Below are 21,054 nucleotides of genomic sequence, written 5' to 3'. Positions count from 1 at the left end.
AAAGGCCACAAGGTACCGGCCGGGGCTTTGCAATAGAGTCCATATCGGCACGGTACGGTACTTCTTGAGGCTAGCTCACTGCGCGGACACTCCGGCGCGCAAATGCGCCAACAACACCTGCAATGGATGCTGCAGACTGCGGCCGTCCTGACGCTTGACCTGGCTGCGGCACGAGTACCCATCCGCCAGCAACCGGCCCTGATCGCCATGCCTGGCAACCAGAGGCTGCCAGGATTGCCCATAGATCACCTGGGAGGTCTGCACATTGCGGGCTTCGTGGCCGTAGGTGCCGGACATCCCGCAGCAACCGCTGGCGAGCACCTCCAGGCGGGCACCGAACTTCTCGAACACCTGGCGCCAGGCCTCGATGCTGCTCGGGGCGTTGGTCTTCTCGGTGCAGTGCGGCAGGAACTGCCAGGTTTCGCCCAGCGCGGCAGCCGATGCCTTGGGCAACACGCTGGCCAGCCACTCCTGGGGCAGCGCCACCTGGGGGGCATGTTCGCTGCCCAGTGTCTTCGCGTATTCCTGGCGATAGACCAGGGTCATGGCCGGGTCCAGGCCCACCAGCGGCACGCCACAGGCCTGCAACTGCAGCAGGCTCTGGGCGTTGCGCCGCGCAGCCTTGGCGAACGCGTCGAGAAAGCCCTGCACCTGCAAGGGCTTGCCGTTGGCCATGAAGGGCGCCAGCCAGACCCGATAGCCCAGGCGCGAGAGGGTCTCGAGCCACTCGGCCAACAGTGGCGTCTCGAAATAGCGGGTAAAGGCATCCTGGACCAGCACCACGCTGCGCTCACGCTCGGCCTCTGACAGCGCCGCCAGCGCACGCGGGGTGGCCAGCTTCACCTGCCAGCGGTTGCACACCGCCTGGAAGTCGACGGCGCTCAGCAGCGGGCTGTCGACCATGCCCGCACCGTGCTCCAGCAGCCAGCGCACCGGCGCGGCCGCCATGATCGCGTTGTAGGCACGGGGAAAGCGCGCCAGGTGCGGGATGCTGAACTCCAGCGAACCGATCAGGTAATCCTTGAGCGGGCGCAGATAGCGGCTGTGATACAGCTCGAGAAAGCGCGCGCGAAAATCCGGCACGTTGACCTTGACCGGGCACTGCCCCGCGCAGGACTTGCACGCCAGGCAACCGGCCATGGCGTCATAGACCTGGTGGGAGAAATCACCGCGACCGCGCAAGGTATGCCATAGCCGCGCCAGCAACGGATGCGCCTTGGCGGCGCCGTCCAGCACATTGACGCCCTGCTCGCCCTGGCGCCGCAGCCACTCGCGAATCAGCGAGGCGCGGCCTTTGGGCGAGTGAATGCGGTTGCGCGTGGCCTTCCAGGACGGGCACATGGCGTCGTTGGGGTCGAAGTTGTAGCAGGCGCCATTGCCGTTGCAGTGCACGGCAGATTGGTAGTGCTGCCACACGCGCTCATCGATGCTGCGGTCCAGTTCGCCGCGCAGGGTCACCTCGTCGACGGCAGTGAGTCGCGCTTCGGGGACGCTGGCGGGGGTAGCGATCTTGCCGGGGTTGAGCTGGTTGCCGGGGTCGAAGGCTGCTTTCAGCGCCTGCAGCGCCGGGTACAACTCGCCGAAATACGCCGGCACGTACTGCGAGCGCAGGCCCTTGCCGTGCTCGCCCCACAGCAGCCCGCCATGCTTTTGCGCCAGGGCCGCGACGGCATCCGACAACGGCCGGATCATCGCCGCCTGGGCGGGGTCTTTCATGTCGAGGATCGGCCGCACGTGCAACACGCCGGCATCGACATGACCGAACATGCCGTATTGCAGACCGTGGCTGTCCAGCAACGCGCGGAACTCGGCGATGTACTCGGCGAGGTTTTCCGGCGGTACCGCCGTGTCCTCCACGAACGGCTGTGGCCGCGCCTCCCCCTCGACGTTGCCCAGCAGGCCCACTGCGCGCTTGCGCATGCCGTACACCTTACCCACCGCCTGGGCGCCGATCGCCAGGGTATGCCCCAGGCGCACCACCGAGGTGTCGGTTTCAAGGTGCTGGATAAAGTCGTGCACGCGTTGTTCGAGCTCGGCCTGATCGTCGCCGCTGAACTCGATCAGGTTGATGCCCAGGGTTGGCGTCTGCGGGTCGGCCGGAAAATACTCGGCCACGCCATGCCAGACGATGTCCTGCATGGCCAGCAGCAGCACCTTGGAGTCGACGGTCTCGATCGACAGCGGCTTGTGCGCCATCAGCGCGTTGGCGTCGCGCAGCGCCTCCATGAAACCGGCGTAGCGCACGTTGACCAGGATCGAATGGCGCGGGATCGGCAACAGGTTCAGCCGCGCTTCGACGATGAACCCCAGCGACCCTTCGGCGCCGCACAGCACGCTGTTGAGATTGAACCGGCCCTGCCCGTCGCGCAGGTGCGCCAGGTCATAGCCGGTCAGGCAGCGGTTGAGTTTGGGGAAGATCGCCTCGATGCGCGCGGCTTCCTGCTCGGCGATCTGCGCGGCGCAGCGGTACACCGCGCCGATACGGTCGTCGCGGGCGCTGACGGCGTGCAGCGCGGCGGGGTCGATCGGGCCGCTGTCGAGCGCGGTGCCGTCGAGCAGGATGGTGCGTAAATCGAGCACGTGGTCGCGGGTCTTGCCGTAGGTGCAGCTGCCCTGCCCGCTGGCATCGGTGCTGATCATGCCGCCGATGGTGGCGCGGTTGGACGTCGACAATTCGGGGGCGAAGAACAGCCCGTGGGGCTTGAGCGCCGCGTTGAGCTGGTCCTTGACCACACCGCTCTGCACCCGTACCCAGCGCTGCTCGACGTTGATTTCGAGGATGTTGTTCAGGTGTCGCGACAGATCGACGACGATGCCATCGGTGAGTGACTGGCCGTTGGTGCCAGTGCCGCCACCGCGAGGGGTAAGCACCACGGCACGGTATTGCGGCCGGCCAGCCAGGCGTGCCAGGCACTGCACATCGGCTTCGTCGCGAGGAAACAGTGCTGCCTGGGGCAGACGTTGATAGATGGAGTTGTCAGTGGCCAGCACCGTGCGCAGGCCGAGATCGTCGGCGATCTCGCCCTTGAAGCCCTCCCGAGCCAGATGGCGCAGGAAATCCTGATAAAGCTGCGGCAAGGTCGATTGAAGCGGGAGGTGGGCAATCATGGTCGGCGGTCTCGGCAGGCAAATGCATTCCATGCAGGGGTCCGACTGGCAGGCTGGCCCGTGCTTTATAGGGTGACGGCTTGATTTTCCGGGGATCGGCAGGGTAAAACAAACGTAATTCCTGTCGATTTTGCATGAGTTTCATGAATGAACCCCAAACGCCTCACTCCGTCGATGTCCTTGCTGCTGGCCTTCGAGGCAGCGGCTCGCCATTGCAGCTTCACCAAGGCCGCCGATGAGCTGGCGCTGACCCAGAGCGCGGTGAGCCGTCAGGTGCAAGCGTTGGAGGCATCGCTGGAAGTGACGTTGTTCAAGCGCGACGGCCGGCATATCGAACTGACCGCCGCCGGTGCCCTGTACCAACAGGAGCTGGCCGGCGCCCTGGCACGCATCCGCAGCGCCACCCTGCAGACCATCGCACGCAAGGCCGAGGGTGACGTGCTGCACCTGGGCGTGCTGCCGACGTTCGCGTCGAAATGGCTGATGCCGCGCATGCCGGAGTTCTACGGTCGGCACCCGGACAGCCTGGTGCACATCCATTCGCGCATATTCCCTGCCGACCTGTCCCGCGATGCCGGGGACATGACGGCGCTGATCTGCGTCGGCTCGGGTGACTGGCCGGGCTTTGTCGCGCACCGCCTGCTGGCCGAAAAGATGGTCGTGGTCGCCAGCCCGGCGGCGCTGCCCGAGCGGGTGGCGCTTGAGGACCTGACTCAGCAGGTGCTGCTCAACGTGGTGTCGCGCCCCCATGCCTGGGGCGAGTATTTCGAGAGCATCGGCATGACGCCCGCCGCGACGCTGCGCAACGGGCCAAGTTTCGAGCTGACGGCGCATTTGATTCAGGCGGTGGTGGCGGGCATCGGAATCGGTCTGGTGCCGAGCATTCTGGTCCGGGACGAGCTGGACAGCGGCGCGCTGGTAGCCCTGCATGCGCCCACCGACAGCGGTCGCAGCTATTATCTGGCGTATCCGGCGCCCTATCAGCAGCTGCCGGGGCTCAAGGCGTTCAGGGAGTGGCTGCTGGATCATTCATTTGCTGAAGGCTGAAATGGCGCTCATCCCCAGCGAGTCGCTTTTGCGCAGACAATGATGGCACAATGACCCTTCCGTCCACGCACGCTTGGCTTCCCGGGCGTTGCGGCTCCCTCCACTGCGCCCGAACCGCCTCGAAGCGGGCCGGATCAATCGGTGATTCGCGATGACAACTCGACCCCGCAAAGGCCTTTCGTTCGCCCGGCGCATGTACCTGCCGCGCGCAGTCGGCACCGGTCTGGGATTCTTTTGCGTGGCCATCGGTATCTGGCCCATGGACCCGCCCTGGTGGCTATGGGCACTGCTGTTCGCCCATGCGTTCGTGTGGCCGCATTTGGCCTTTTTGATCTCGCGCAACGCGCGTCGGCCCTATCCCACCGAGCAGCGCAACCTGTTGATCGACGGTTTCGCCGGGGGCTGCTGGGCCGGGATCATGGGGCTCAATCCGCTGCCGAGCGTGATCATCCTGTCGATGATTGCCATGGACAAGATCGCCGCCGGCGGCTGGCGGATGCTGTTCAAGACCCTGCTCATGCAGGCGCTGGGGATCGCCGTCGGGTTCGGACTGTTCGGGCCGCCACTGTTCCCGCCCACCAGCCATGCACAGATGCTCGGCTGCTTGCCGATCCTGCTGATCTATCCGATGGCGATCGGCATGATCTGCTACCGCGTCACCGAGCAACTGGCGGAACACAAACGCATCCTGGCACGTCTGAGCCAGACCGACAGCCTCACCGGCTTGATCAATCACGGCGCTTGGAAAGACCTGTTGTTGCGCGAATTCACCCGCTGCCGCGCCAGTGAGCGGCAGAACAGCATGGCGCTGATCGACATCGACCACTTCAAGCAGATCAACGATACCTACGGGCATCTGGTGGGCGATGCGATCCTGCGCACCGTCAGCAAGACGCTGTCCAGCCATTTGCGCAAGAGCGATCTGGTGGGCCGCTACGGGGGCGATGAATTTTGCGTGATATTGCCCGACACCACATCCGCCCAAGCCCAGGAAATCCTCGAACGCCTGCGCCATGCGGTGCACGAATTCGAATACCCGGGGCTGCCGCAATTGTCCTTGAGCCTGAGCATCGGTATCGCTTCGTACGGCCCGCACCTGGCAGCGCCGGACATGTGGCTGCACGAAGCGGACATGGCCCTGTACGACGCCAAAAGCGCGGGGCGCAACACGGTGACCGTGGCCAACGCCGCACTGGGGCGTGGCACGGCATCACCGCTGTAACGGCTGGCCTCAGGCCGATAGATGCTCGTAGAGAATGGTCGCGCCCACCAGCATCAAGACCACACCGCCGATGATCTCGGCGCGCTTGCCGACCACGTTGCCCAGCACCCGCCCCAGCATCACGCCGATGGTCACCATGGTCATGGTGGCGAGGCCGATCGCCGCAGCGGCGACGAAGATATTGACCTCGACGAAAGCCAGGCCCACGCCCACCGCCAGTGCATCGATACTGGTGGCGAAGGCGGTCACTGCTAGGATCCAGAACGAGTGCTGGTCAGGCTTCTGTTCTTGTTCCTCGTCGTCGTGTTTCACGCCGTTGTAGATCATGTGCAGGCCTAGAATCACCAGCAAGGTGAAGGCGATCCAGTGATCCCAATCCTGCACCCAGCGGGTCGCGGCCTGGCCGACGGCCCAGCCGATCATGGGCGTGATGGCTTCGATCACACCAAAGATCAAACCGGTGCGCAGCGCTTCGGTAATACGGGGTTTGTGCAGGCTGGAGCCCTTGCCGATGGCCGCCGCGAAAGCGTCGGTAGACATGGCCAGTGCCAGGAAAATGAGGGAAATGGGATTCACGGTTACGTCCAGTCGGGCTATGAGTCAACGACGCCTCCACCCGCCCGACTTTAGGCATGGAAGTGTCGCTGGTCTCACCAACCGGAACGGTGTTCGCACCACGGCATGCTGCCGAGAATGTTGATACGAACGCTCACACGTTGCTGTGCAAGCAGGTTACTCCCCAACGAAGGCCGCGATCATAACAGCCTGAAATGAAAAATCCAGCCAATTTTCATGGCTGGATCTGGTCAGAGTCAGGCAACCCGATCTATCAGTTGCTTGCCACTCGGGCTCCCTCGCCAGCGCCCACCAGCGCCTGCAAGGAGCCATCGAACTGCTGCAGGGCATTGATCTGCAACTGGCGTTGTTGGTCGATCTGGGCAGCGATCTGTTCGGCGGTCTTGTCGTGTACCCACACAGCGGACATCTGTTTCGCCCCGGCGCCCTCGGCTTTGCCGATGTACTGCAGATTGGCGTCGTAGAAGGTCGCCACGTAGCGGGCCTCCACCTGACTGTTGCGTTGAGTCACCAACTGGCTGTAGGCGTCGAGCATCACCGTGACGTCAGGATGGGCTTGCATCAGCGCGTCGAGGTTGTCGTAAACGGTGACCTTGGCGAAGGTCTTTTGCAGCGACCCCTGCAGCCAGTCGATGGCCAGACGGGGATCGGAACTGTTAATGAAGGCGCTGCGGATACGCGTATCAAGCGTGCTGCCCGGGGCGCCTTGCTGCGCCATGGCGTGGTAGCGCGTCAGATAATCCAGAGTACCCACGGTGTTTTCGCTGTAGAGCACGCCCACGGTCTGTGATGACTTGAGGGTGACAGGGCTGTTGGCCACGGGCTGCAAGTGGCAGTTGTCCCGACCGGTGGCCCCGGCGGTGGCGGCAAGTGCTCCGGTCAATACGGCAACCAGGGTCAGCAGCGTGGAAATCCTCATGGCAAGTGTCCTTCACAAGCGCGGTGGTGATATGGCTATCCTCCTCCTTTTATAAAAAAACAGAACTTGCAAAAATTGATGGTCACTATCGATTGCATGAATGGTGCGAACGGTTATTACCCACGCTGGATCTGCGCGATACCTGAAACCTTTCATCCGCAGATGTCGTCCATTACCTTATCCATTCAAGGAGACCCGATCATGTCCAACTTCCACGCCGATGCACTTACCTGGGGCCATGGCCCGCGCGTTTTTGAAGTATTCCTCGAACCCACCTGCCCCTTCTCCGTGCGCGCTTTCAATAAGCTCGATGCCTTGCTGACCCTGGCCGGTGAAGCACGCATTACGCTCAAGATCCGCCTGCAATCGCAACCCTGGCATCTGTATTCCGGGGTGGTCACCCGCGCGGTGCTGGCAGCCTCCACCCTGGAGGGCGGCAAGGCGTCGGCCAAGGCGGTGCTGGCAGCGGTTGCGGCCCACCGTGAAGAGTTCGAGTTCGAGAAACATGCCTTCGGCCCGAACATGGATGCCACGCCCAACGACATCATCGCCCGCCTCGAAGCCTACAGCGGGATCAAACTGGCTGAAGCCTTCGCCCGGCCGGAGCTGGAACAGACCATCAAATGGCACTGCAAATATTCACGTCAGAACGGCATCCATGTATCACCGACCTTCATGATCGACGGCCTGATACAGCCGAATATCGGCAGCGGTGATTCGGTGGAAGACTGGGTCAAGCAGCTTCAGCTGGATTAAGCGTCGGCTGCATTCCCGGCGGGAGTGCCTGCATGAAAAAATGGCAGCGTCCGAGCGTATTGAAATGGCTCGAACTGCCACGCCCTGCGCTCTAGTCAGGTATGGGCCTGGATAACCCACTTCACCCTGGCCAGCGCCTCGCCTAACGTCGGCAAGCTGACCGAGCCCAGTGCCAGACGCAGCGCGTGGGGCACCGCTGCCGAAATCGCGAAGGGTTCGGCGGTGGAGACGCAAATCTGCTCGCGCATCAGCGCCATGGCGACCTGATCGGCGCGGGCGTCTTCGGTCAAGGGCAACCACAGAAAGTACGACGCCGGATGGCTTTGCCACGTCAGGCCGGCCAACGCTTGCGCGGCGATGGCCTGCCGCACTCGGGCATCGGCACGTTTTTGCGCCTCAAGCGCGGTGACGGTGCCGTCCTCCAGCCAGCCCGTGGCAATCGCGGTCAACACCCCGGCGGTGTTCCAGGCGGTCGCGCGAATACTGCGCTCCAGCGCCGCAATCCGCGTAGCGGGCGCCGCGATGAAACCGACGCGCAACCCGGTGGCGACGCTTTTCGACAAGCCTGATACGTACAGCGTGCGTTCCGGCGCCAGCGCCGCCAAGGGCGCGGGTGGGTCGTCGGCCAAAAAGGCATAGGCCGCGTCCTCGATGATCTGCACACCGTGCAAACGCGCGATGGCGACCAGTCGCTCGCGCTGCTCGGCAGGCATCACCCAGCCCAACGGATTGTGCAAGGTCGGCATGCTGTACAGCGCGCGCACCGGGCGCCGCCGGCAGAGCGCATCGAAGGCATCCAGATCCGGCCCATTGGTAGTGACAGGGATAGCCAGCAGTTCCAGGCGCAGGGCCTCGGCCAGCACCTTGAACCCCGGATAGCTCAAGGCATCCGCCGCGACCACGTCACCGGGCTGCAGCAGCGCCATGAGCGCCACGGCCAGGCCATGTTGGGCGCCATTGACGATCAATACCTGCTCGGCGGGCACCTGCAGGCAGCGATCACTCAAGTGCCGCGCCACCGCCGCGCGCTCGTGCAGCCGACCGCCGTGCGGGTGATAGCGCAACAAAGATTCGAGGTCGCCGGACAATGCCAACTGGCGCAACGCCTTGCGCAACATCTCGGCCTGTCCGGGCAGCGAAGGGTAGTTGAAATTCAGGTCGATCATGCCAGCGGCGACGTCCTGCTGATCGATGCCCAGCCCGGCCGGCAAGGCAATCTCTCTGACGAAAGTCCCCCGCCCTGCCTCGCCACTGACCAGGCCCATGGCCTCAAGCTCGCTGTACACCCGGCTGGCGGTGACCAGTGCCACGCCTTCGCGAACGGCCAGGTCCCGGTGGGTAGGCAGCCGCGTACCGGGTGGCAGTCGACCGGCGCGAATATCGGCAGCGAGGGTGTCGACCAACGTTTTGTAACGCGCGGAGGGCATCGGCAACTGTATCCATGACAATTTTTTGATTGTCCTGATACTGGCTTCTACGATGGGTACCTGACAACCCCGTCAGCACATGGGCGCGCTATGGAACAGACCTCTCGACTGCAAAAACCGGCCTTGAGCCAAAGCACCCGCGGCTGGATCAATGGCTTGATCGGCGTGGCGATCTTCAGCGGCTCGCTACCGGCGACGCGCGTAGCCGTCATGCAATTCGATCCGTTGTTCCTGACGTCGGCACGGGCGGCCATCGCGGCGCTGCTGGCCTTGATGCTGCTGTGGCTGTTGAAGCCGCAACGCCCGGCGCGGGCGCAGATGGGTTCGCTGATCGTGGTGGCAGCCGGCGTGGTGCTGGGTTTTCCGCTACTCACGGCGCTGGCCTTGCAGCACGTCACCTCGGCTCATTCGATCGTATTCCTGGGGTTGCTGCCGCTGGCGACCGCCATTTTTGCCGTGCTGCGCGGCGGTGAACGGCCACGGCGGGCGTTCTGGGTGTTTTCGCTGCTCGGTAGCGCCCTGGTGGTCGGCTTCGCCATCAGCCAGGGGCTGAGCGCTGCGCCCATGGGAGATCTGCTGATGCTGCTGGCCATCGTCGTCTGCGGCCTGGGTTACGCCGAAGGGGCGAAACTGTCGAGAAGCCTCGGCGGCTGGCAGGTGATCTGCTGGGCATTGGTGCTGGCGTTGCCGATGATGGCTACCCTGACGGCCGTGCTGCTGCCCTCTTCTTTGAGCTCGATCAGCACCGGCGCCTGGTGGTGCCTGGCTTATGTGTCGCTGTTCAGCATGCTGATCGGCTTCGTGTTCTGGTACCGCGGGCTGGCCGAGGGCGGCATCGCGGCGGTAGGGCAATTGCAGTTGCTGCAACCGTTCTTCGGCCTGGCGCTGGCCGCCGGGTTGCTGCACGAGCAAGTCAGCAGCGGGATGGTGGGGGTGACAGTCGCGGTGATCGCTTGCGTGGCAGGGGCCAGGCGGTTTTCGCGGTAATGTGCTGAATCAAATGCTAGCCCTGCAATGGCGCAGCCAGCCGATATTCTGCGGGGCTCGCAACTGAATCGGGCTTCCGTTTCGACCTCGCCCAACGACTTGTCGGGCCCTTGCTTGACGAATAGTATTGACGCAGCCTGCGCAGACACAGAGGTGTCCATGAAGAAGCCTACTCGCATACCTAAGCCCGTCATTGAGGCCCGCCTTGCAACCGAGGCGCGTCGACGCGTGCAGGAGAAGACCGGCAATCGAAACCCGTTCAGCGAAATCGCCTTGATTGAAAGGCTTGAGATTGAGGCGCTCGCTCGCTTGGCGAGCTAAGCACCGCGCTGCTGAGAGCTGCCCTAGGGCAGCTTTTCTTCCCGGCGTGGTTCACGCGGCTAGCTAAAGCTGCGCCTCGATCGCCGCCTTGTCGATGACCGACCACACCTTGCTGATCTTCCCCTCGCGGTACTCGTAAAAGACGTTTTCAGTGAAATACAGCCGCTTGCCGTTCACCGCAAGGCCGAGAAACTCGCCCTTGGGCGAGCAGTCGAATTCCAGCCGAGCGGCGATGCAGGGCGGATCGCACATCAGCAGGCCGATGTTGAAATGCAGGTCCGGGATGTCGGCAAAGTCCTTTTCAAGCATCTGCCGATAGCCGCTGACGCCCAGCAATCGGCCGTTGTGACACACGTCCGTGTCGACGAATTCGCCCAGGTGTGCCCAGTCCTGTTGGTTCAGGCAAGCGATGTAACTGCGGTAGCGGTCGACCAGAACGTGCTTGAGCATTCGATGATTCCCTTTTTATAGGTATGACAGCGTCAGGCACTATCGCAAAAACGCGGGGTGCGCGGACGGCCATCTGTCGCGCTTCATTGCCTGGCGACGCTGCCTTGGAGCGCCGATCGGGTGCCGGCAAGCGGCAGCAACTGCTCAATACCGAACCACAATGTGCTACGCACGTGGAATCACTCAAGCCCGCCAGCATGCACGAAACACAGCTTGTTGCCCTCCGGATCGCGGCAATAGGCGCCGTAATAATCCTCGGCATACTGGGGCCGCAACCCTGGGCCGCCTTCGTCTGTCGCGCCCAGGGCAATGGCGGTTTGCCAAGCCTGGCGCACCTGCTCTTGGGAGCGCGCGGCAAAGCTCACTTGCACGCCATTGCCGGGCGAGGCTGGCAGGCCGTTGTAGGGCAACTGCACGTAGAACTGCGGCCACGGCCTGTCGGGCGCCTGCCACCCGGCCCCCGCCGGCCCGCCGTCGTCTTCGTCCGGCAGGCGGATGAGGCCCAGATGGGGCAGCACCGCGGCATAAAAAGCGATCATGGCGCGCAGATCCCGGGCGCCGAGCTGGATATGGCTGAACATGGCGTCTCCCCAAGGTGCAGTAGGTGAATGCAGTCTAGATCGCTGCGGAGCATCCCGGCTCGCTTGCCCTAGGCCCTATCCACCACATCGAACGAATAACGGTTCTTGCCCGCGCTCTTGGCCTCGTACATCGCATGATCGGCATGCTGGATCAGCGTGCTGATGTCTTCCCCGTCGCGCGGGAACAGGCTGACGCCCATGCTGGCGTGGATATTCACGCTATGGCCGCCAATCAGCAGCGGCAGTTGCAGGCACAGGTGCAGGCGCTGCAACAGCGTGACGATTTTCTGCGGGTCCTGGACGTTCTCGAAGAAGATCACGAACTCGTCACCCCCAAGGCGGGCGACGTTATCGGCACCGTCACTGGCCGAGGTCAAAAGTCGCGCGACAGCCACCAGCACCTGATCGCCGAAGGCATGGCCGTACTGGTCGTTAAGCTGCTTGAAGTGATCGAGATCGACGAACAGCAAGGCCATCTTCTGACCATTGCGCCGCGCCGCCACCAGCGCCTGGTCCAGCAGCTCGAAGCAACGGCGGCGGTTGGGCAGATTGGTCAGCGGATCGTGGCGCGCCAGGTGCTCGAAGGCGGCGCGGCTGCGGGTCAAGTCCTCGAGCTGGCTGAGGATCTCCTGCTTCATGGCCAGGAAGCTGCGGCCCAGCACGCCGAGCTCGTCCTGCCGCGGTGCCAGGCCGCTGATCTTGCGCTCGCGAGAAAACAGCTCGACCGCATCGGTCATGTTGCGCAACGGGCGAATCAACGCGCGGGACACGATAAACGCCACCAGCAACGCCAACAGGCTGAAGAACAGCGCAATGCGCGCGATATCGGTGCCGGCCCGCGAGGCCTGCGCCAACACGTGGGCCTGTGGCTGGCCCAGCCCCAGCACCACGAACGGCTCGGAGTTGAGGGTGTCATTGGACAGCCGCACGAAGGCCGCCACCAGGCGTTCCTCCCGCGGCTGCTCGACGCTGCGGCTGATCAGGCTATGGGCGCGGGTGTCGCCGAGCAACTGAGCCACATCGGGAAACTCGTCCTGCAGGAACAAGCGCCGCCCCAGATCGAAACCGAAGGTGCGGCGGTGATCCGGGTGGACCAGCAGATCGCCCCAGCGATTGGCCAGATAGACCTGATATTCGCTCGGCAGATCGCTTTGCAGTTGGGTGAACAGCTGATCGAGGTCGACGTTGATGACGATCAGCGCGAAGACCTTGCCCGCGGCATCGACCACCGGCGTGCTGACGTGTAGCGTCGGCTTGCCCAGCCCGGAGTGCGCACCCTGCTCGTGATTGATCACGATAGGCGAGATGCGCACCTCGCCCGGCTTGAGGCGCAGTGCCTCGAACACGTAGGAATAATGGGCTTTTTCCTGCAGATCCGTGCCCTCGACCCGGACGATGCGCCCACCATCGCGGTCCTGTCGGACCCATTCCAGGCCATGGTCGCTGGCGCTGATCAAGCGAATCTGCATGTAGTCGGGATGGGCGATCAGCATCGCCCGGAACGACGCCGCCAGATCGTCCTGCACCCCGGCACGCTGGCGCGGATCGCTGACGGCGGCCAGGCTCGCCAGATGCGGCGCATTGCTCAGCACCGTGGCGTCCAGGGAGATATTGCGCAAGCTGCTGTGCAGGTTGCGTCCCAGCACCTGCACCGAGGTGAGCAAATCGCGCTCGGCGGCCTGCAGCATCACTTCGCGCGAGTTGTTGTAGATCGAATAACCCGCCAACACCGTCGGCAGGATCCCGAAGACCGCCATCAGGCAACCCAGCTTGAACGCGATACCGAATTTCATCGCGCCTCCAGCAGCGGCGGCGGCTCACCGGACAGAATGCGCTGCCAGAGCGCGGCCCTGCGCGCGTCGTCTTCGACCGGCCGCAACCATATCAGGTGGCTGGAGGTACTGGCGCCGTCCGGGTCCTGCAAGGTGTTGGCCAGCCCTTGACGTTCGCTGAGCAGAGCACTCACCTGCGGCTCGAGCATGTAGTTGATCCACAGACTCGCCAGCGCCGCATCCCGGGCACCCTGGCTGATGGCCCAACAGTCGAGCCACGCCAGCGCGCCTTCCCGGGGGATGACGTAGCCGACGTCGGCACCTGCGTCCTGCAATTGCCGAAGCTGCTGACGGCCATAGTTGGCGAAAATCAACGCAGCCTCGTGACTGCGAAACAGTTCGGCGGCCTCTTCCGGCAGCGTATAGAAAGTCAGCACGTTACGGCGCAGCGCAATCAGGCGCTCGGATACCTTGGGGAAGTCTTGAGGCTTGATCTGGAACGGATCGCCACCCAAGGACAAGCTGGCCAGAGAGAAATTATGGTTGCTGGTGTTGAACGCCAGCACGCGCCCCTGGAACGCTGGGTCCCACATGCTGTTGAGGGAGTCCGGCGGCTGGCTGAACTGCTTGCGATCGTAGATCAGGCCCATATCGGACCACACGTACGGGACCGCATACAGCTTGCCGTTGACACGGATATCGGGAATGCGCGAGTAATCCCGAAAACGCGGCAGTTGCTGCGCGGTGTTACTGACCCGCGCGGGCACCAGCGGCTGCAACAGCCCCTGCGCGATATAGTTGTGGATCTCGGCGGTGTTGGCGGCGATGACGTCGAAGTTGCCCCCCTGGTTCTCGCCGATCTTGCTGCGCAGGGCCTCGTCGCTGCCCACCAGGGTGATTTCGACCTTGACCTTGTAGCGTTTCTCGAAAGTCTGCACCACATCGCTGTCGGCATATCCCGGCCACGTCAGCACCCGCAGCGTGCGCTGCTCTTCGGCCTGCACCTGCGTCGCGGTGAGGAACAGCAGTAGGGCCAGCCAGAAGAGGCGCAAGTAGGACATGGGCGAAGCTCGGGGACACGCGATACGGCGGAGTATACAGATGGCAATGTGCCGCTGCTTGTTATCGTGATTTGGCTGGTGGCCCTTTGGTCGGATGGTTTTTTTATCACTGACGGCCAACTTTCCAGGGGGCCTAGGTCAACTCCACATAGCCTTGTATCAGCCCTGTTTCATACGGCCTGAATCTCGGCATTTGCCGAAGCTCAAGGCTTATGCGCTGGGCAGTCCATTGATGCAGCTCGCAACCATAACAGCTGCCAAGGGAAGCGGGTCGCTGCCCGGAACCCCCAGCGAACTGCGCAGTTGACGGCAATGCCAAGCGCCGATGCTGCCTCAGCCCCGCCCCATCCACTCCAGCGCATCCGCCCCCGCCGCCACCCGCAGCGGACTGTCCGGCGCATTGGCAACCTGCCATACCGCTTCAGCCACGTCCTGCGCATGGGTGATGGTCGTGTCCTGCCCCCACGCCGCGAACACGCTCTGAGCCAGTTCGTTATAAGCCTGCGGGATGCTGTCCTGCATCTTCGCCCGCGCGTTGTCGCCGAACCGCGTGGCCGGCGCACGCCCTGGCAACACCAGGTTGACCCGCACGTTGAAAGGCGCCAATTCCACGGCAAGGGACGCGGTAAAGGCATCTACCGCCGCCTTGCTCGCCGTGTACACCGCCAGCAGCGGCAAGGATTTGAGGGTCACGGCCGAGGTGACGTTGATCACTACCCCGGCCCGGCGTTGGCGAAACTGCGGCAGCACGGCCTGGGTCATGGCGATGGTGCCCAGGGTGTTGGTGTCGAACACCTGGCGGGTGATATCCATCGAGGTACCTTCGAGGGCGCCGAACATGCCGATGCCAGCGTTGTTGACCAGTACGTCGATCGGCCCGGCCGCCGCGATGGCGTCCTGGATACTCTGGGGGTCGGTGACGTCCAGGGCGAGCAACTGCAGGCGCTCGGATTGCGGTAGCAGGTCTTCGCGCACGGTGCGCAGGGTGGCGATGACCTTCCAGTCGCGGGCGAGGAAATATTCGGCGATGGCCAGGCCAAAGCCCGACGAGCAACCGGTGACAAGGACGGTTTTCATGGTGACTGTGCTCCAGATAATGATGGGGCAAACCAAGATAGGCGTAAGCCATCGGACTGACTACAATCGAAAGTCCGTCAATCATTCGTAGCAGTCCACCATGATCGATCCTCTGGCCGAAGTCGTCACCTTGCTGCAGCCCCGCCCCGCGCTGTCGAAAATGGTCAGCAGCGCCGGGCGCTGGCGTATTCGCCGCGCCGACCTGGGCCAGCCCTTCTACTGCGCAGTGGTGACCGGTGGCTGCCTGCTGGCGGTCGACGGGCATGCGCCAATTCAGTTGAACGCGGGAGATTTCGTGCTGATCCCCGCCGTGCATGAGTTCACCGTCTCCAGCCTCGAGCCGCTGCCCAGCGACGCGCCCGACAGCACGCCAATGCTGGTGCGCCCGGGCGAAGTCAGAATCGGCGATCCAGAGGCCCCCATCGATACCCGGCAACTGGTCGGCCACTGCGTGTTCGGCTCGCCGGATGCAGCCTTGCTGGTCTCGTTGCTGCCGCGCCTGATCCATATCCGCGGTGATCAGCGTCTGGCGACGCTGGTGCAATGGGTCAGCGATGAATCCCGCGCCCAGCGGCCGGCGCGCGAGGTCATTCTCAAGCACCTGCTGGAGGTGATGCTGATCGAGGCCTTGCGCACCTGCGCCGACACCTCGGCGACGCCCGGGCTGCTGCGCGGGCTGGCCGATGAACGCCTGGCGGTGGCGATTAGGCTGATGCACGCCGATCCGACTCGACCCTGGACCGTCGCGCAGTTGGCCAAGGCCGCCGCCCTCTCCCGCTCATCCTTTTTCGAGCGCTTCAGCCGCGCGGTGGGCATGGCACCGATGGCCTATCTGCTGGCCTGGCGCATGGCCCTGGCCAAGGACCTGCTGCGCCGCAGACAAGGCAGCATCGCCGACATCGCGCAACAGGTCGGCTACAGCTCGGCGAGCGCCTTCAGTGTTGCCTTCAGCCGGCATGCGGGCCTGTCGCCGTCGGTCTATGCCTCGGGCGCGGCGAGCCCGTCGCAGCAATTGCTGGCCGAGGCTTGACGATTCAGGCGGTGATGCGAAAAGGCCGCTGCCAGCCCCTAGGTGCCTTGAACCACTGGCTCGACGCTTGTGCGTGTCGTCGGGCAAAAAAATCCGCCCCGCATACGCCGATGAGTGTTACTGCGCCGCACTCACCATCGCACGCAACAACACCGCGCAACCGGCCCCCAGATCCTCAGGCGTGGCGTTCTCGATCTCGTTGTGGCTGATGCCGCCTTCGCAGGGCACGAAGATCATGCCGGCCGGGCCCAGTTCGGCGATGAAGATCGCATCGTGGCCGGCGCCGCTGACGATATCCATATGGCTCAAGCCCAATTGCGCCGCCCCGTCGCGCACGGCATCGACGCACTCGGGGGCGAAGTCCAGCGGCGGAAAGTCGGCGGTGGGTGTCAGCACATAGGTCAAGCCATTCCGGGCGCAGGTGTCGTCAATGGCTTGCTGCAATTGGTCCACCATCGCCTGCAGCTTGTCGCTGTGCAGATGACGAAAATCGATGGTCATCTTCACCTCGCCCGGGATCACGTTGCGCGAGCCGGGATGCAGGTTCAGACAGCCGACCGTGCCGCACGCGTGAGGCTGACTGGCGTTGGCGATACGGTTGACCGCAGTGACCAAATCTGCGGCGCCGACCAGGGCGTCCTTGCGCAGGGACATCGGCGTCGGCCCGGCATGGGCTTCGACGCCGCTCAGGGTCAGGTCGAACCATTTCTGGCCCAGACAGCCCATGACCACACCGATGGTCTTGCGTTGGTCTTCGAGAATCGGGCCCTGCTCGATATGCGCCTCGAAGTAGGCACCCACCCCATGGCCGAGCACCGGGCGTGTGCCGGCATAACCGATGCGCTGCAGTTCGTCGCCCACGCCGAGCCCTTGTTCGTCTCGCTTGGCGAGGGTCTCGGCGAGGTCGAATTTACCGGCGAAGACCCCGGAGCCCATCATGCACGGCGGAAAACGCGAGCCTTCTTCGTTGGTCCACACCACCACTTCGATCGGCGCGGCGGTGTCGAGGTTGAGGTCATTGAGGGTACGGATGACTTCCAGGCCGGCCAATACGCCGAAGCAGCCATCGAACTTGCCGCCGGTGGGTTGGGTATCGATGTGGCTGCCGGTCATGACCGGGGCGCGCTGCGGATCCCGACCCGGGCGGCGGGCGAAGATATTGCCGATGGCATCGACGCTGACGTCGCAGCCGGCGTCGGTGCACCACTGTACGAACAGATCACGGGCCTGGCGATCGAGATCGGTCAGGGCCAGGCGGCAGACCCCACCCTTGACCGTGGCGCCGAGCTGGGCGAGGTCCATGAGCGACTGCCAGAGGCGCTGGCTGTTGATCAGCGGCGCGCTGGTAGCGATGGGGCTGGTGGAGGTGGACAGGTTGTTCATGGTGGTTCTCCAATGGCATGTGTGCAGTCTTCGCCGGCCTCTTCGCGGGCAAGCCTTGCTCCCACGGGTGGGAGTCTGTGGGAGCAAGGCTTGCCCGCGAAGGGGCTGTGTGAACGCCTTCAAACTCCGGCGATACGCACTGCCAGCTTCACCAGGCTCAAATCACTGCCGCGTGGCCCCATCAGCGAAATCCCCAACGGCGCGCCGTCCTTGTTGACCAGCGGCATGGTCAGCTGCGGCATGCGGCACAGCACGGCGATCGCCAGCAGGTGATGGGAGATCTGCCGGGTCTGCTCGATCTCTTCATCCTTGGCGCTCAGCAACGGCGCGATGTCCGGCACGGTGGGCATGACCAGCACGCGATTGCCCAGCAGTTGCTCCCAGCGCGCCGCGAAGCTTTCTCGCAACGCACAGGCGCCGTTGTACTGCTCATCGGTCACCGCCTTGGACCAGGCGAAACGCGCGGCCACGTCAGGCCCGAGCGCCAGGCCGTTGCGCTCGATGAACTCGCCCTGCGCCTCCCAGGCCTCGCGTCCTTGAATGTAACGGAACGCCCAATAGGCGTCTGTCAGGGACGGCAATTCACCTTCCAGCCGTTGCAGCGGGCCCGCCACCGCGCTGATTTGCGCCAGGGCCGGAGCCAAGGCATCGATGGACGCCGCCGGCAGCATTGCGAACAGTTCGTCACTGCTCAGCAAGGACGGCTGAGCCGGCAACGGCGCCGAGTCCTCACCGAGCAGGCACTCGCCCACCAGCCCGAACAGCTTGGCGTCACGGGTGAAAAAGCCTGCGGTGTCCATGCTTTCGCACAGCGCCTGGGTGTTCGCCAGCGACAGTCGGCCATGGCTCGGACGCAGGCCGAACAGCCCGCAATAACTGGCCGGGGTACGCACCGAACCACCGGTGTCGCTGCCCATGGCAAAGTCGCACAAGCCATTGGACACCGCCGACGCCGAGCCCGAAGACGAGCCCCCCGGGATGCGATCGTGGGCCGCGCCGTTGCGCGGCGTGCCGTAGTGAGCGTTCTTGCCGCTCATGGAGAACGCCATCTCGTTGGTGTGGGCCTTGCCCACCAACTCGGCACCGGCATCGAGCAAGCGCTGAATGATCGGTGCGGTCTGCGTCTTGATCCCGGACATCGCCAGCACGTGCGGGTTGCCACCGCCCGTGGGGTAGCCGGCGACGTCGAACAGGTCCTTGGCGGCGAAGGTATAGCCGCTCAAGGGACCACTGGCCGCATGGGCCACGGCGACCGCAGGATAAGGCATGAAGGCGAACGCTGAATCGGTCATGACAAGGACTCGCAAAGGGATTGAACAGGCACCTGCTGCCAGTGGTGGCAGCTCACGCGGTGGTCGGCGATAACGGTTTCGCTGGCAGGCACGGTGCTGCGACAGACATCGGTGGCCTGCGGGCAGCGGGGGGCGAAGGTGCAACCGGGCGGCAGCTTGGCCAGGTCAGGCGGCGCGCCGGGGATGCTGATCATGCGCTCGCCTTTGCGCAGGCCATCCTTGGGCCGCGTGCCCAGCAGTACCTTGGTGTAGGGGTGTTGGGGGTTGTCGAGCAGCTCGGCCAGCCTGGCCTGCTCGACGATGCGCCCGCCGTACATCACCGCCACGCGGTCGGCCACTTCCACCGCAGCGCCGATGTCGTGGGTGACGAAAATGATCGACAGCCCCAACGCCTGCTGCAGCTCGCGCAGCAGGATCAGAATCTGGATCTGCACCGTGGCGTCCAGCGCCGTGGTCGGCTCGTCGGCCAGCAGAATCTGTGGCTGACAGGCCAGCGCCAGGGCGATCATCGCCCGCTGGCGCATACCGCCGGACATCTCATGGGGGTAGGCATCCAACCGCTGTTCCGGGCTGGGAATGCGCACCCGGCGCAAGGCTTCAAGAGCCTGACTGCGAGCCTCGGCCTTGGACAACGGCTGATGCCGGCGCAGCGCTTCGATGATCTGCTGGCCGATGGTATAGACCGGGTCCAGGGCCAGCAGCGGCTCCTGGAAAATCATCGCCGCCACCGGCCCGCGCAAGGCCTGCAGCTGGCTGCGGGACAAGGCCATGAGGTCCTGGCCGACGATCTCGATCTGGCCTTCAATCTGCGTCGAGCGTTCGGAATGCAGGCGCATCAAGGCGCGCAAGGTTACGCTCTTGCCCGAGCCGGATTCGCCGATCAGCGCCAGCACTTCACCTTTGGCGACTTCCAGACTGACGCCGTTGACCGCCGACAACGTCTGCCCACCGCGCTTGAAACGCACCTTGAGGTCGCGCACGGCGACCATGGGTTGTTCGCTCATGCCAAGGCTCCTGTGTAGATCAACTCGGGCGCCGGACTGCGGCTGTGCCCTGCCCCCGGCTGCACCATCAGGCAGGCGGCGTAGTGATTGTCAGCGGTAGCGGTCAGCGCCGGCGCGGTTTGTCCGCAGATCGCTTCGGCGTGGGGGCAGCGGGTATGGAAACGGCAGCCCGGCGGCGGATCGATCGGGCTGGGCGGGTCACCGGAAAGCGGCGACTCGAGGGTGCGCAGGCCCGGGTCCATGGACGGCATCGAGGTCAGCAGCGCCTGGGTGTAAGGATGCTGCGCGGCCGAGAACAACGACTCGGCGGGCCCGACTTCGACGATTTCACCCAGATACATGACCATGATCCGATCGGACAGATAACGCACCACGTGCAGGTCGTGGCTGATGAACACGTAGGTCAGTTGCAGGCTGTCCTTGAGGTCCTGCAGCAGGTTCAGCACCTGGGCTTCGACGGATTTATCCAGGGCCGACACCGCCTCGTCGAGGATCACCAGCCGCGGGTCCACCGCCAGGGCGCGGGCGATGTTCACCCGCTGGCGCTGGCCTCCCGAGAGCTCATGGGCGTAGCGGCCGGCGAAGCGCCCCGGCTCCAGGCCCACGCGGTCCAGCAGGTCGCGGGCGCGTTCCAGCGACTCGCGGCGACTGACGCCATGCACCGACGGCCCAAACGCCACCGACTGCTCCATGGTCAGGCGTGGATTGAGGGACGAATAGCTGTCCTGAAATACCATCTGCACCTGACGCCGATAATCGCGCAGAGGCAGTTGATGGCCGCCCACGGTCATGGCGTCGAACACCAGTTCGCCGCTGTCGTGGGCAATCAACTGCATCAGCAGCCGCGCGGTGGTGGACTTGCCGCAACCGGACTCGCCGACCACGCCCAGGGTCTCGCCCTTGTGCACCACGAAGTCGATGCCATCGACGGCGCGCACGACGTTCTTTTTGCCCAGACCGCCCTTCACGGGAAAGTGCTTGACCAGTTTCTCTACTTTCAGCAGGGGTTGCGCCGGACCGCCAATATCACGTGGGTTCATG

General features: G+C 64.2%; 19 protein-coding genes. 6 read left to right on the top strand and 13 right to left on the bottom strand.

All coding sequences use genetic code 11. The features are described from left to right. Positions 1-75: 75 nt before the first annotated feature. Positions 76-3,108, bottom strand: coding sequence for a D-2-hydroxyglutarate dehydrogenase YdiJ (gene ydiJ / locus AC3WJP_RS10065; RefSeq protein ID WP_493720765.1), 3,033 nt, complete (start codon positions 3,106-3,108; stop codon positions 76-78). Between the two features lie 147 nt (positions 3,109-3,255). Between ydiJ and AC3WJP_RS10060 the strand changes: the two genes are divergently transcribed. Together AC3WJP_RS10060 and AC3WJP_RS10055 are read left to right on the top strand one after the other, a co-directional pair. Then, positions 3,256-4,155, top strand: coding sequence for a LysR substrate-binding domain-containing protein (locus AC3WJP_RS10060; protein WP_493720764.1), 900 nt, complete (start codon positions 3,256-3,258; stop codon positions 4,153-4,155). A gap of 151 nt (positions 4,156-4,306) precedes the next feature. Further along, on the top strand, positions 4,307-5,377 hold the full coding sequence (locus AC3WJP_RS10055; RefSeq protein WP_493720763.1) for a diguanylate cyclase: 1,071 nt from the start codon (positions 4,307-4,309) through the stop codon (positions 5,375-5,377). 9 nt (positions 5,378-5,386) lie between these two features. Here AC3WJP_RS10055 and mntP read toward each other — a convergent pair whose 3' ends face one another. Next, positions 5,387-5,953 (bottom strand): manganese efflux pump MntP, encoded by a 567-nt coding sequence (gene mntP / locus AC3WJP_RS10050; protein WP_493720762.1) that lies wholly within the window; start codon positions 5,951-5,953, stop codon positions 5,387-5,389. A 253-nt stretch (positions 5,954-6,206) separates the two neighbouring features. Further along, the gene (locus AC3WJP_RS10045; protein ID WP_493720761.1) at positions 6,207-6,872 is read right to left on the bottom strand and encodes an ATPase; all 666 of its coding nucleotides are present in this window, start codon (positions 6,870-6,872) and stop codon (positions 6,207-6,209) included. Between the two features lie 201 nt (positions 6,873-7,073). Between AC3WJP_RS10045 and AC3WJP_RS10040 the strand changes: the two genes are divergently transcribed. After that, positions 7,074-7,628 (top strand): DsbA family protein, encoded by a 555-nt coding sequence (locus AC3WJP_RS10040; RefSeq protein ID WP_493720760.1) that lies wholly within the window; start codon positions 7,074-7,076, stop codon positions 7,626-7,628. Between the two features lie 95 nt (positions 7,629-7,723). On the opposite strand, the gene AC3WJP_RS10035 is transcribed toward AC3WJP_RS10040, so the two are convergent. Beyond that, positions 7,724-9,055 (bottom strand): aminotransferase-like domain-containing protein, encoded by a 1,332-nt coding sequence (locus AC3WJP_RS10035; RefSeq protein WP_493720759.1) that lies wholly within the window; start codon positions 9,053-9,055, stop codon positions 7,724-7,726. A 90-nt stretch (positions 9,056-9,145) separates the two neighbouring features. Here AC3WJP_RS10035 and AC3WJP_RS10030 point away from each other — a divergent pair, with 90 nt between their 5' ends. Both AC3WJP_RS10030 and AC3WJP_RS10025 read left to right on the top strand, forming a co-directional pair. After that, positions 9,146-10,042, top strand: a complete 897-nt coding sequence (locus AC3WJP_RS10030; protein WP_493720758.1) for a DMT family transporter — start codon at positions 9,146-9,148, stop codon at positions 10,040-10,042. 159 nt (positions 10,043-10,201) lie between these two features. Next, the gene (locus AC3WJP_RS10025; RefSeq protein ID WP_493720757.1) at positions 10,202-10,363 is read left to right on the top strand and encodes a hypothetical protein; all 162 of its coding nucleotides are present in this window, start codon (positions 10,202-10,204) and stop codon (positions 10,361-10,363) included. Positions 10,364-10,426: 63 nt separating this feature from the next. On the opposite strand, the gene AC3WJP_RS10020 is transcribed toward AC3WJP_RS10025, so the two are convergent. The 5 genes from AC3WJP_RS10020 to AC3WJP_RS10000 form a co-directional block, all read right to left on the bottom strand. Beyond that, on the bottom strand, positions 10,427-10,813 hold the full coding sequence (locus AC3WJP_RS10020; RefSeq protein ID WP_493720756.1) for an ester cyclase: 387 nt from the start codon (positions 10,811-10,813) through the stop codon (positions 10,427-10,429). A gap of 179 nt (positions 10,814-10,992) precedes the next feature. Beyond that, positions 10,993-11,394, bottom strand: a complete 402-nt coding sequence (locus tag AC3WJP_RS10015; RefSeq protein ID WP_493720755.1) for a VOC family protein — start codon at positions 11,392-11,394, stop codon at positions 10,993-10,995. A 68-nt stretch (positions 11,395-11,462) separates the two neighbouring features. After that, positions 11,463-13,187 carry a diguanylate cyclase domain-containing protein gene (locus AC3WJP_RS10010; RefSeq protein WP_493720754.1) on the bottom strand — a complete coding sequence of 575 codons (1,725 nt, stop codon included), beginning with the start codon at positions 13,185-13,187 and terminating at the stop codon, positions 11,463-11,465. Further along, positions 13,184-14,227 (bottom strand): ABC transporter substrate-binding protein, encoded by a 1,044-nt coding sequence (locus tag AC3WJP_RS10005; protein ID WP_493720753.1) that lies wholly within the window; start codon positions 14,225-14,227, stop codon positions 13,184-13,186. Before AC3WJP_RS10005 ends, AC3WJP_RS10010 begins: the two co-directional genes overlap by 4 nt. Positions 14,228-14,560: 333 nt before the next feature. Next, positions 14,561-15,304, bottom strand: a complete 744-nt coding sequence (locus AC3WJP_RS10000; RefSeq protein ID WP_493720752.1) for an SDR family oxidoreductase — start codon at positions 15,302-15,304, stop codon at positions 14,561-14,563. A gap of 100 nt (positions 15,305-15,404) precedes the next feature. On the opposite strand from AC3WJP_RS10000, the gene AC3WJP_RS09995 reads away from it, so the two are divergent. Next, a complete protein-coding gene (locus AC3WJP_RS09995; RefSeq protein WP_493720751.1) occupies positions 15,405-16,334 on the top strand; it encodes an AraC family transcriptional regulator in 930 nt (309 codons plus the stop codon). Between the two features lie 117 nt (positions 16,335-16,451). Here the strand turns inward: AC3WJP_RS09995 and AC3WJP_RS09990 are convergent, their stop codons facing one another. From AC3WJP_RS09990 to AC3WJP_RS09975, 4 genes are all read right to left on the bottom strand, one after another. Next, positions 16,452-17,717 carry a Zn-dependent hydrolase gene (locus tag AC3WJP_RS09990; RefSeq protein ID WP_493720750.1) on the bottom strand — a complete coding sequence of 422 codons (1,266 nt, stop codon included), beginning with the start codon at positions 17,715-17,717 and terminating at the stop codon, positions 16,452-16,454. 119 nt (positions 17,718-17,836) lie between these two features. Beyond that, positions 17,837-19,009: an amidase gene (locus tag AC3WJP_RS09985; RefSeq protein WP_493720749.1), complete on the bottom strand. Its 1,173-nt coding sequence runs from the start codon at positions 19,007-19,009 to the stop codon at positions 17,837-17,839. After that, on the bottom strand, positions 19,006-20,013 hold the full coding sequence (locus AC3WJP_RS09980; protein WP_493720748.1) for an ABC transporter ATP-binding protein: 1,008 nt from the start codon (positions 20,011-20,013) through the stop codon (positions 19,006-19,008). The genes AC3WJP_RS09985 and AC3WJP_RS09980 overlap by 4 nt, the downstream gene beginning before the upstream one ends. Further along, the gene (locus AC3WJP_RS09975) at positions 20,010-21,053 is read right to left on the bottom strand and encodes an ABC transporter ATP-binding protein (RefSeq protein ID WP_493720747.1); all 1,044 of its coding nucleotides are present in this window, start codon (positions 21,051-21,053) and stop codon (positions 20,010-20,012) included. The genes AC3WJP_RS09980 and AC3WJP_RS09975 overlap by 4 nt, the downstream gene beginning before the upstream one ends. Position 21,054: the final 1 nt, after the last annotated feature.

The sequence above is a fragment of the Pseudomonas sp. GW821-FHT01A09 genome (assembly GCF_058986725.1).
Note: the sequence above shows the minus strand (reverse complement) of the source record. Positions and strands in the feature narration are given on the sequence as shown.

Excerpts from the sequence above, each read along its gene's own strand:
- AC3WJP_RS09985 (WP_493720749.1), bottom strand. The coding sequence starts at position 19,009 with ATGACCGATTCAGCGTTCGCCTTCATGCCTTATCCTGCGGTCGCCGTG.
- AC3WJP_RS09980 (WP_493720748.1), bottom strand. The coding sequence starts at position 20,013 with ATGAGCGAACAACCCATGGTCGCCGTGCGCGACCTCAAGGTGCGTTTC.
- AC3WJP_RS10015 (WP_493720755.1), bottom strand. The coding sequence starts at position 11,394 with ATGTTCAGCCATATCCAGCTCGGCGCCCGGGATCTGCGCGCCATGATC.
- AC3WJP_RS09990 (WP_493720750.1), bottom strand. The coding sequence starts at position 17,717 with ATGAACAACCTGTCCACCTCCACCAGCCCCATCGCTACCAGCGCGCCG.
- AC3WJP_RS10000 (WP_493720752.1), bottom strand. The coding sequence starts at position 15,304 with ATGAAAACCGTCCTTGTCACCGGTTGCTCGTCGGGCTTTGGCCTGGCC.
- AC3WJP_RS10040 (WP_493720760.1), top strand. The coding sequence starts at position 7,074 with ATGTCCAACTTCCACGCCGATGCACTTACCTGGGGCCATGGCCCGCGC.
- AC3WJP_RS10025 (WP_493720757.1), top strand. The coding sequence starts at position 10,202 with ATGAAGAAGCCTACTCGCATACCTAAGCCCGTCATTGAGGCCCGCCTT.
- AC3WJP_RS09975 (WP_493720747.1), bottom strand. The coding sequence starts at position 21,053 with ATGAACCCACGTGATATTGGCGGTCCGGCGCAACCCCTGCTGAAAGTA.
- AC3WJP_RS10030 (WP_493720758.1), top strand. The coding sequence starts at position 9,146 with ATGGAACAGACCTCTCGACTGCAAAAACCGGCCTTGAGCCAAAGCACC.
- AC3WJP_RS10005 (WP_493720753.1), bottom strand. The coding sequence starts at position 14,227 with ATGTCCTACTTGCGCCTCTTCTGGCTGGCCCTACTGCTGTTCCTCACC.
- AC3WJP_RS10020 (WP_493720756.1), bottom strand. The coding sequence starts at position 10,813 with ATGCTCAAGCACGTTCTGGTCGACCGCTACCGCAGTTACATCGCTTGC.
- ydiJ (WP_493720765.1), bottom strand. The coding sequence starts at position 3,108 with ATGATTGCCCACCTCCCGCTTCAATCGACCTTGCCGCAGCTTTATCAG.
- AC3WJP_RS10045 (WP_493720761.1), bottom strand. The coding sequence starts at position 6,872 with ATGAGGATTTCCACGCTGCTGACCCTGGTTGCCGTATTGACCGGAGCA.
- AC3WJP_RS10035 (WP_493720759.1), bottom strand. The coding sequence starts at position 9,055 with ATGCCCTCCGCGCGTTACAAAACGTTGGTCGACACCCTCGCTGCCGAT.
- AC3WJP_RS10060 (WP_493720764.1), top strand. The coding sequence starts at position 3,256 with ATGAACCCCAAACGCCTCACTCCGTCGATGTCCTTGCTGCTGGCCTTC.
- AC3WJP_RS10010 (WP_493720754.1), bottom strand. The coding sequence starts at position 13,187 with ATGAAATTCGGTATCGCGTTCAAGCTGGGTTGCCTGATGGCGGTCTTC.
- AC3WJP_RS10055 (WP_493720763.1), top strand. The coding sequence starts at position 4,307 with ATGACAACTCGACCCCGCAAAGGCCTTTCGTTCGCCCGGCGCATGTAC.
- AC3WJP_RS09995 (WP_493720751.1), top strand. The coding sequence starts at position 15,405 with ATGATCGATCCTCTGGCCGAAGTCGTCACCTTGCTGCAGCCCCGCCCC.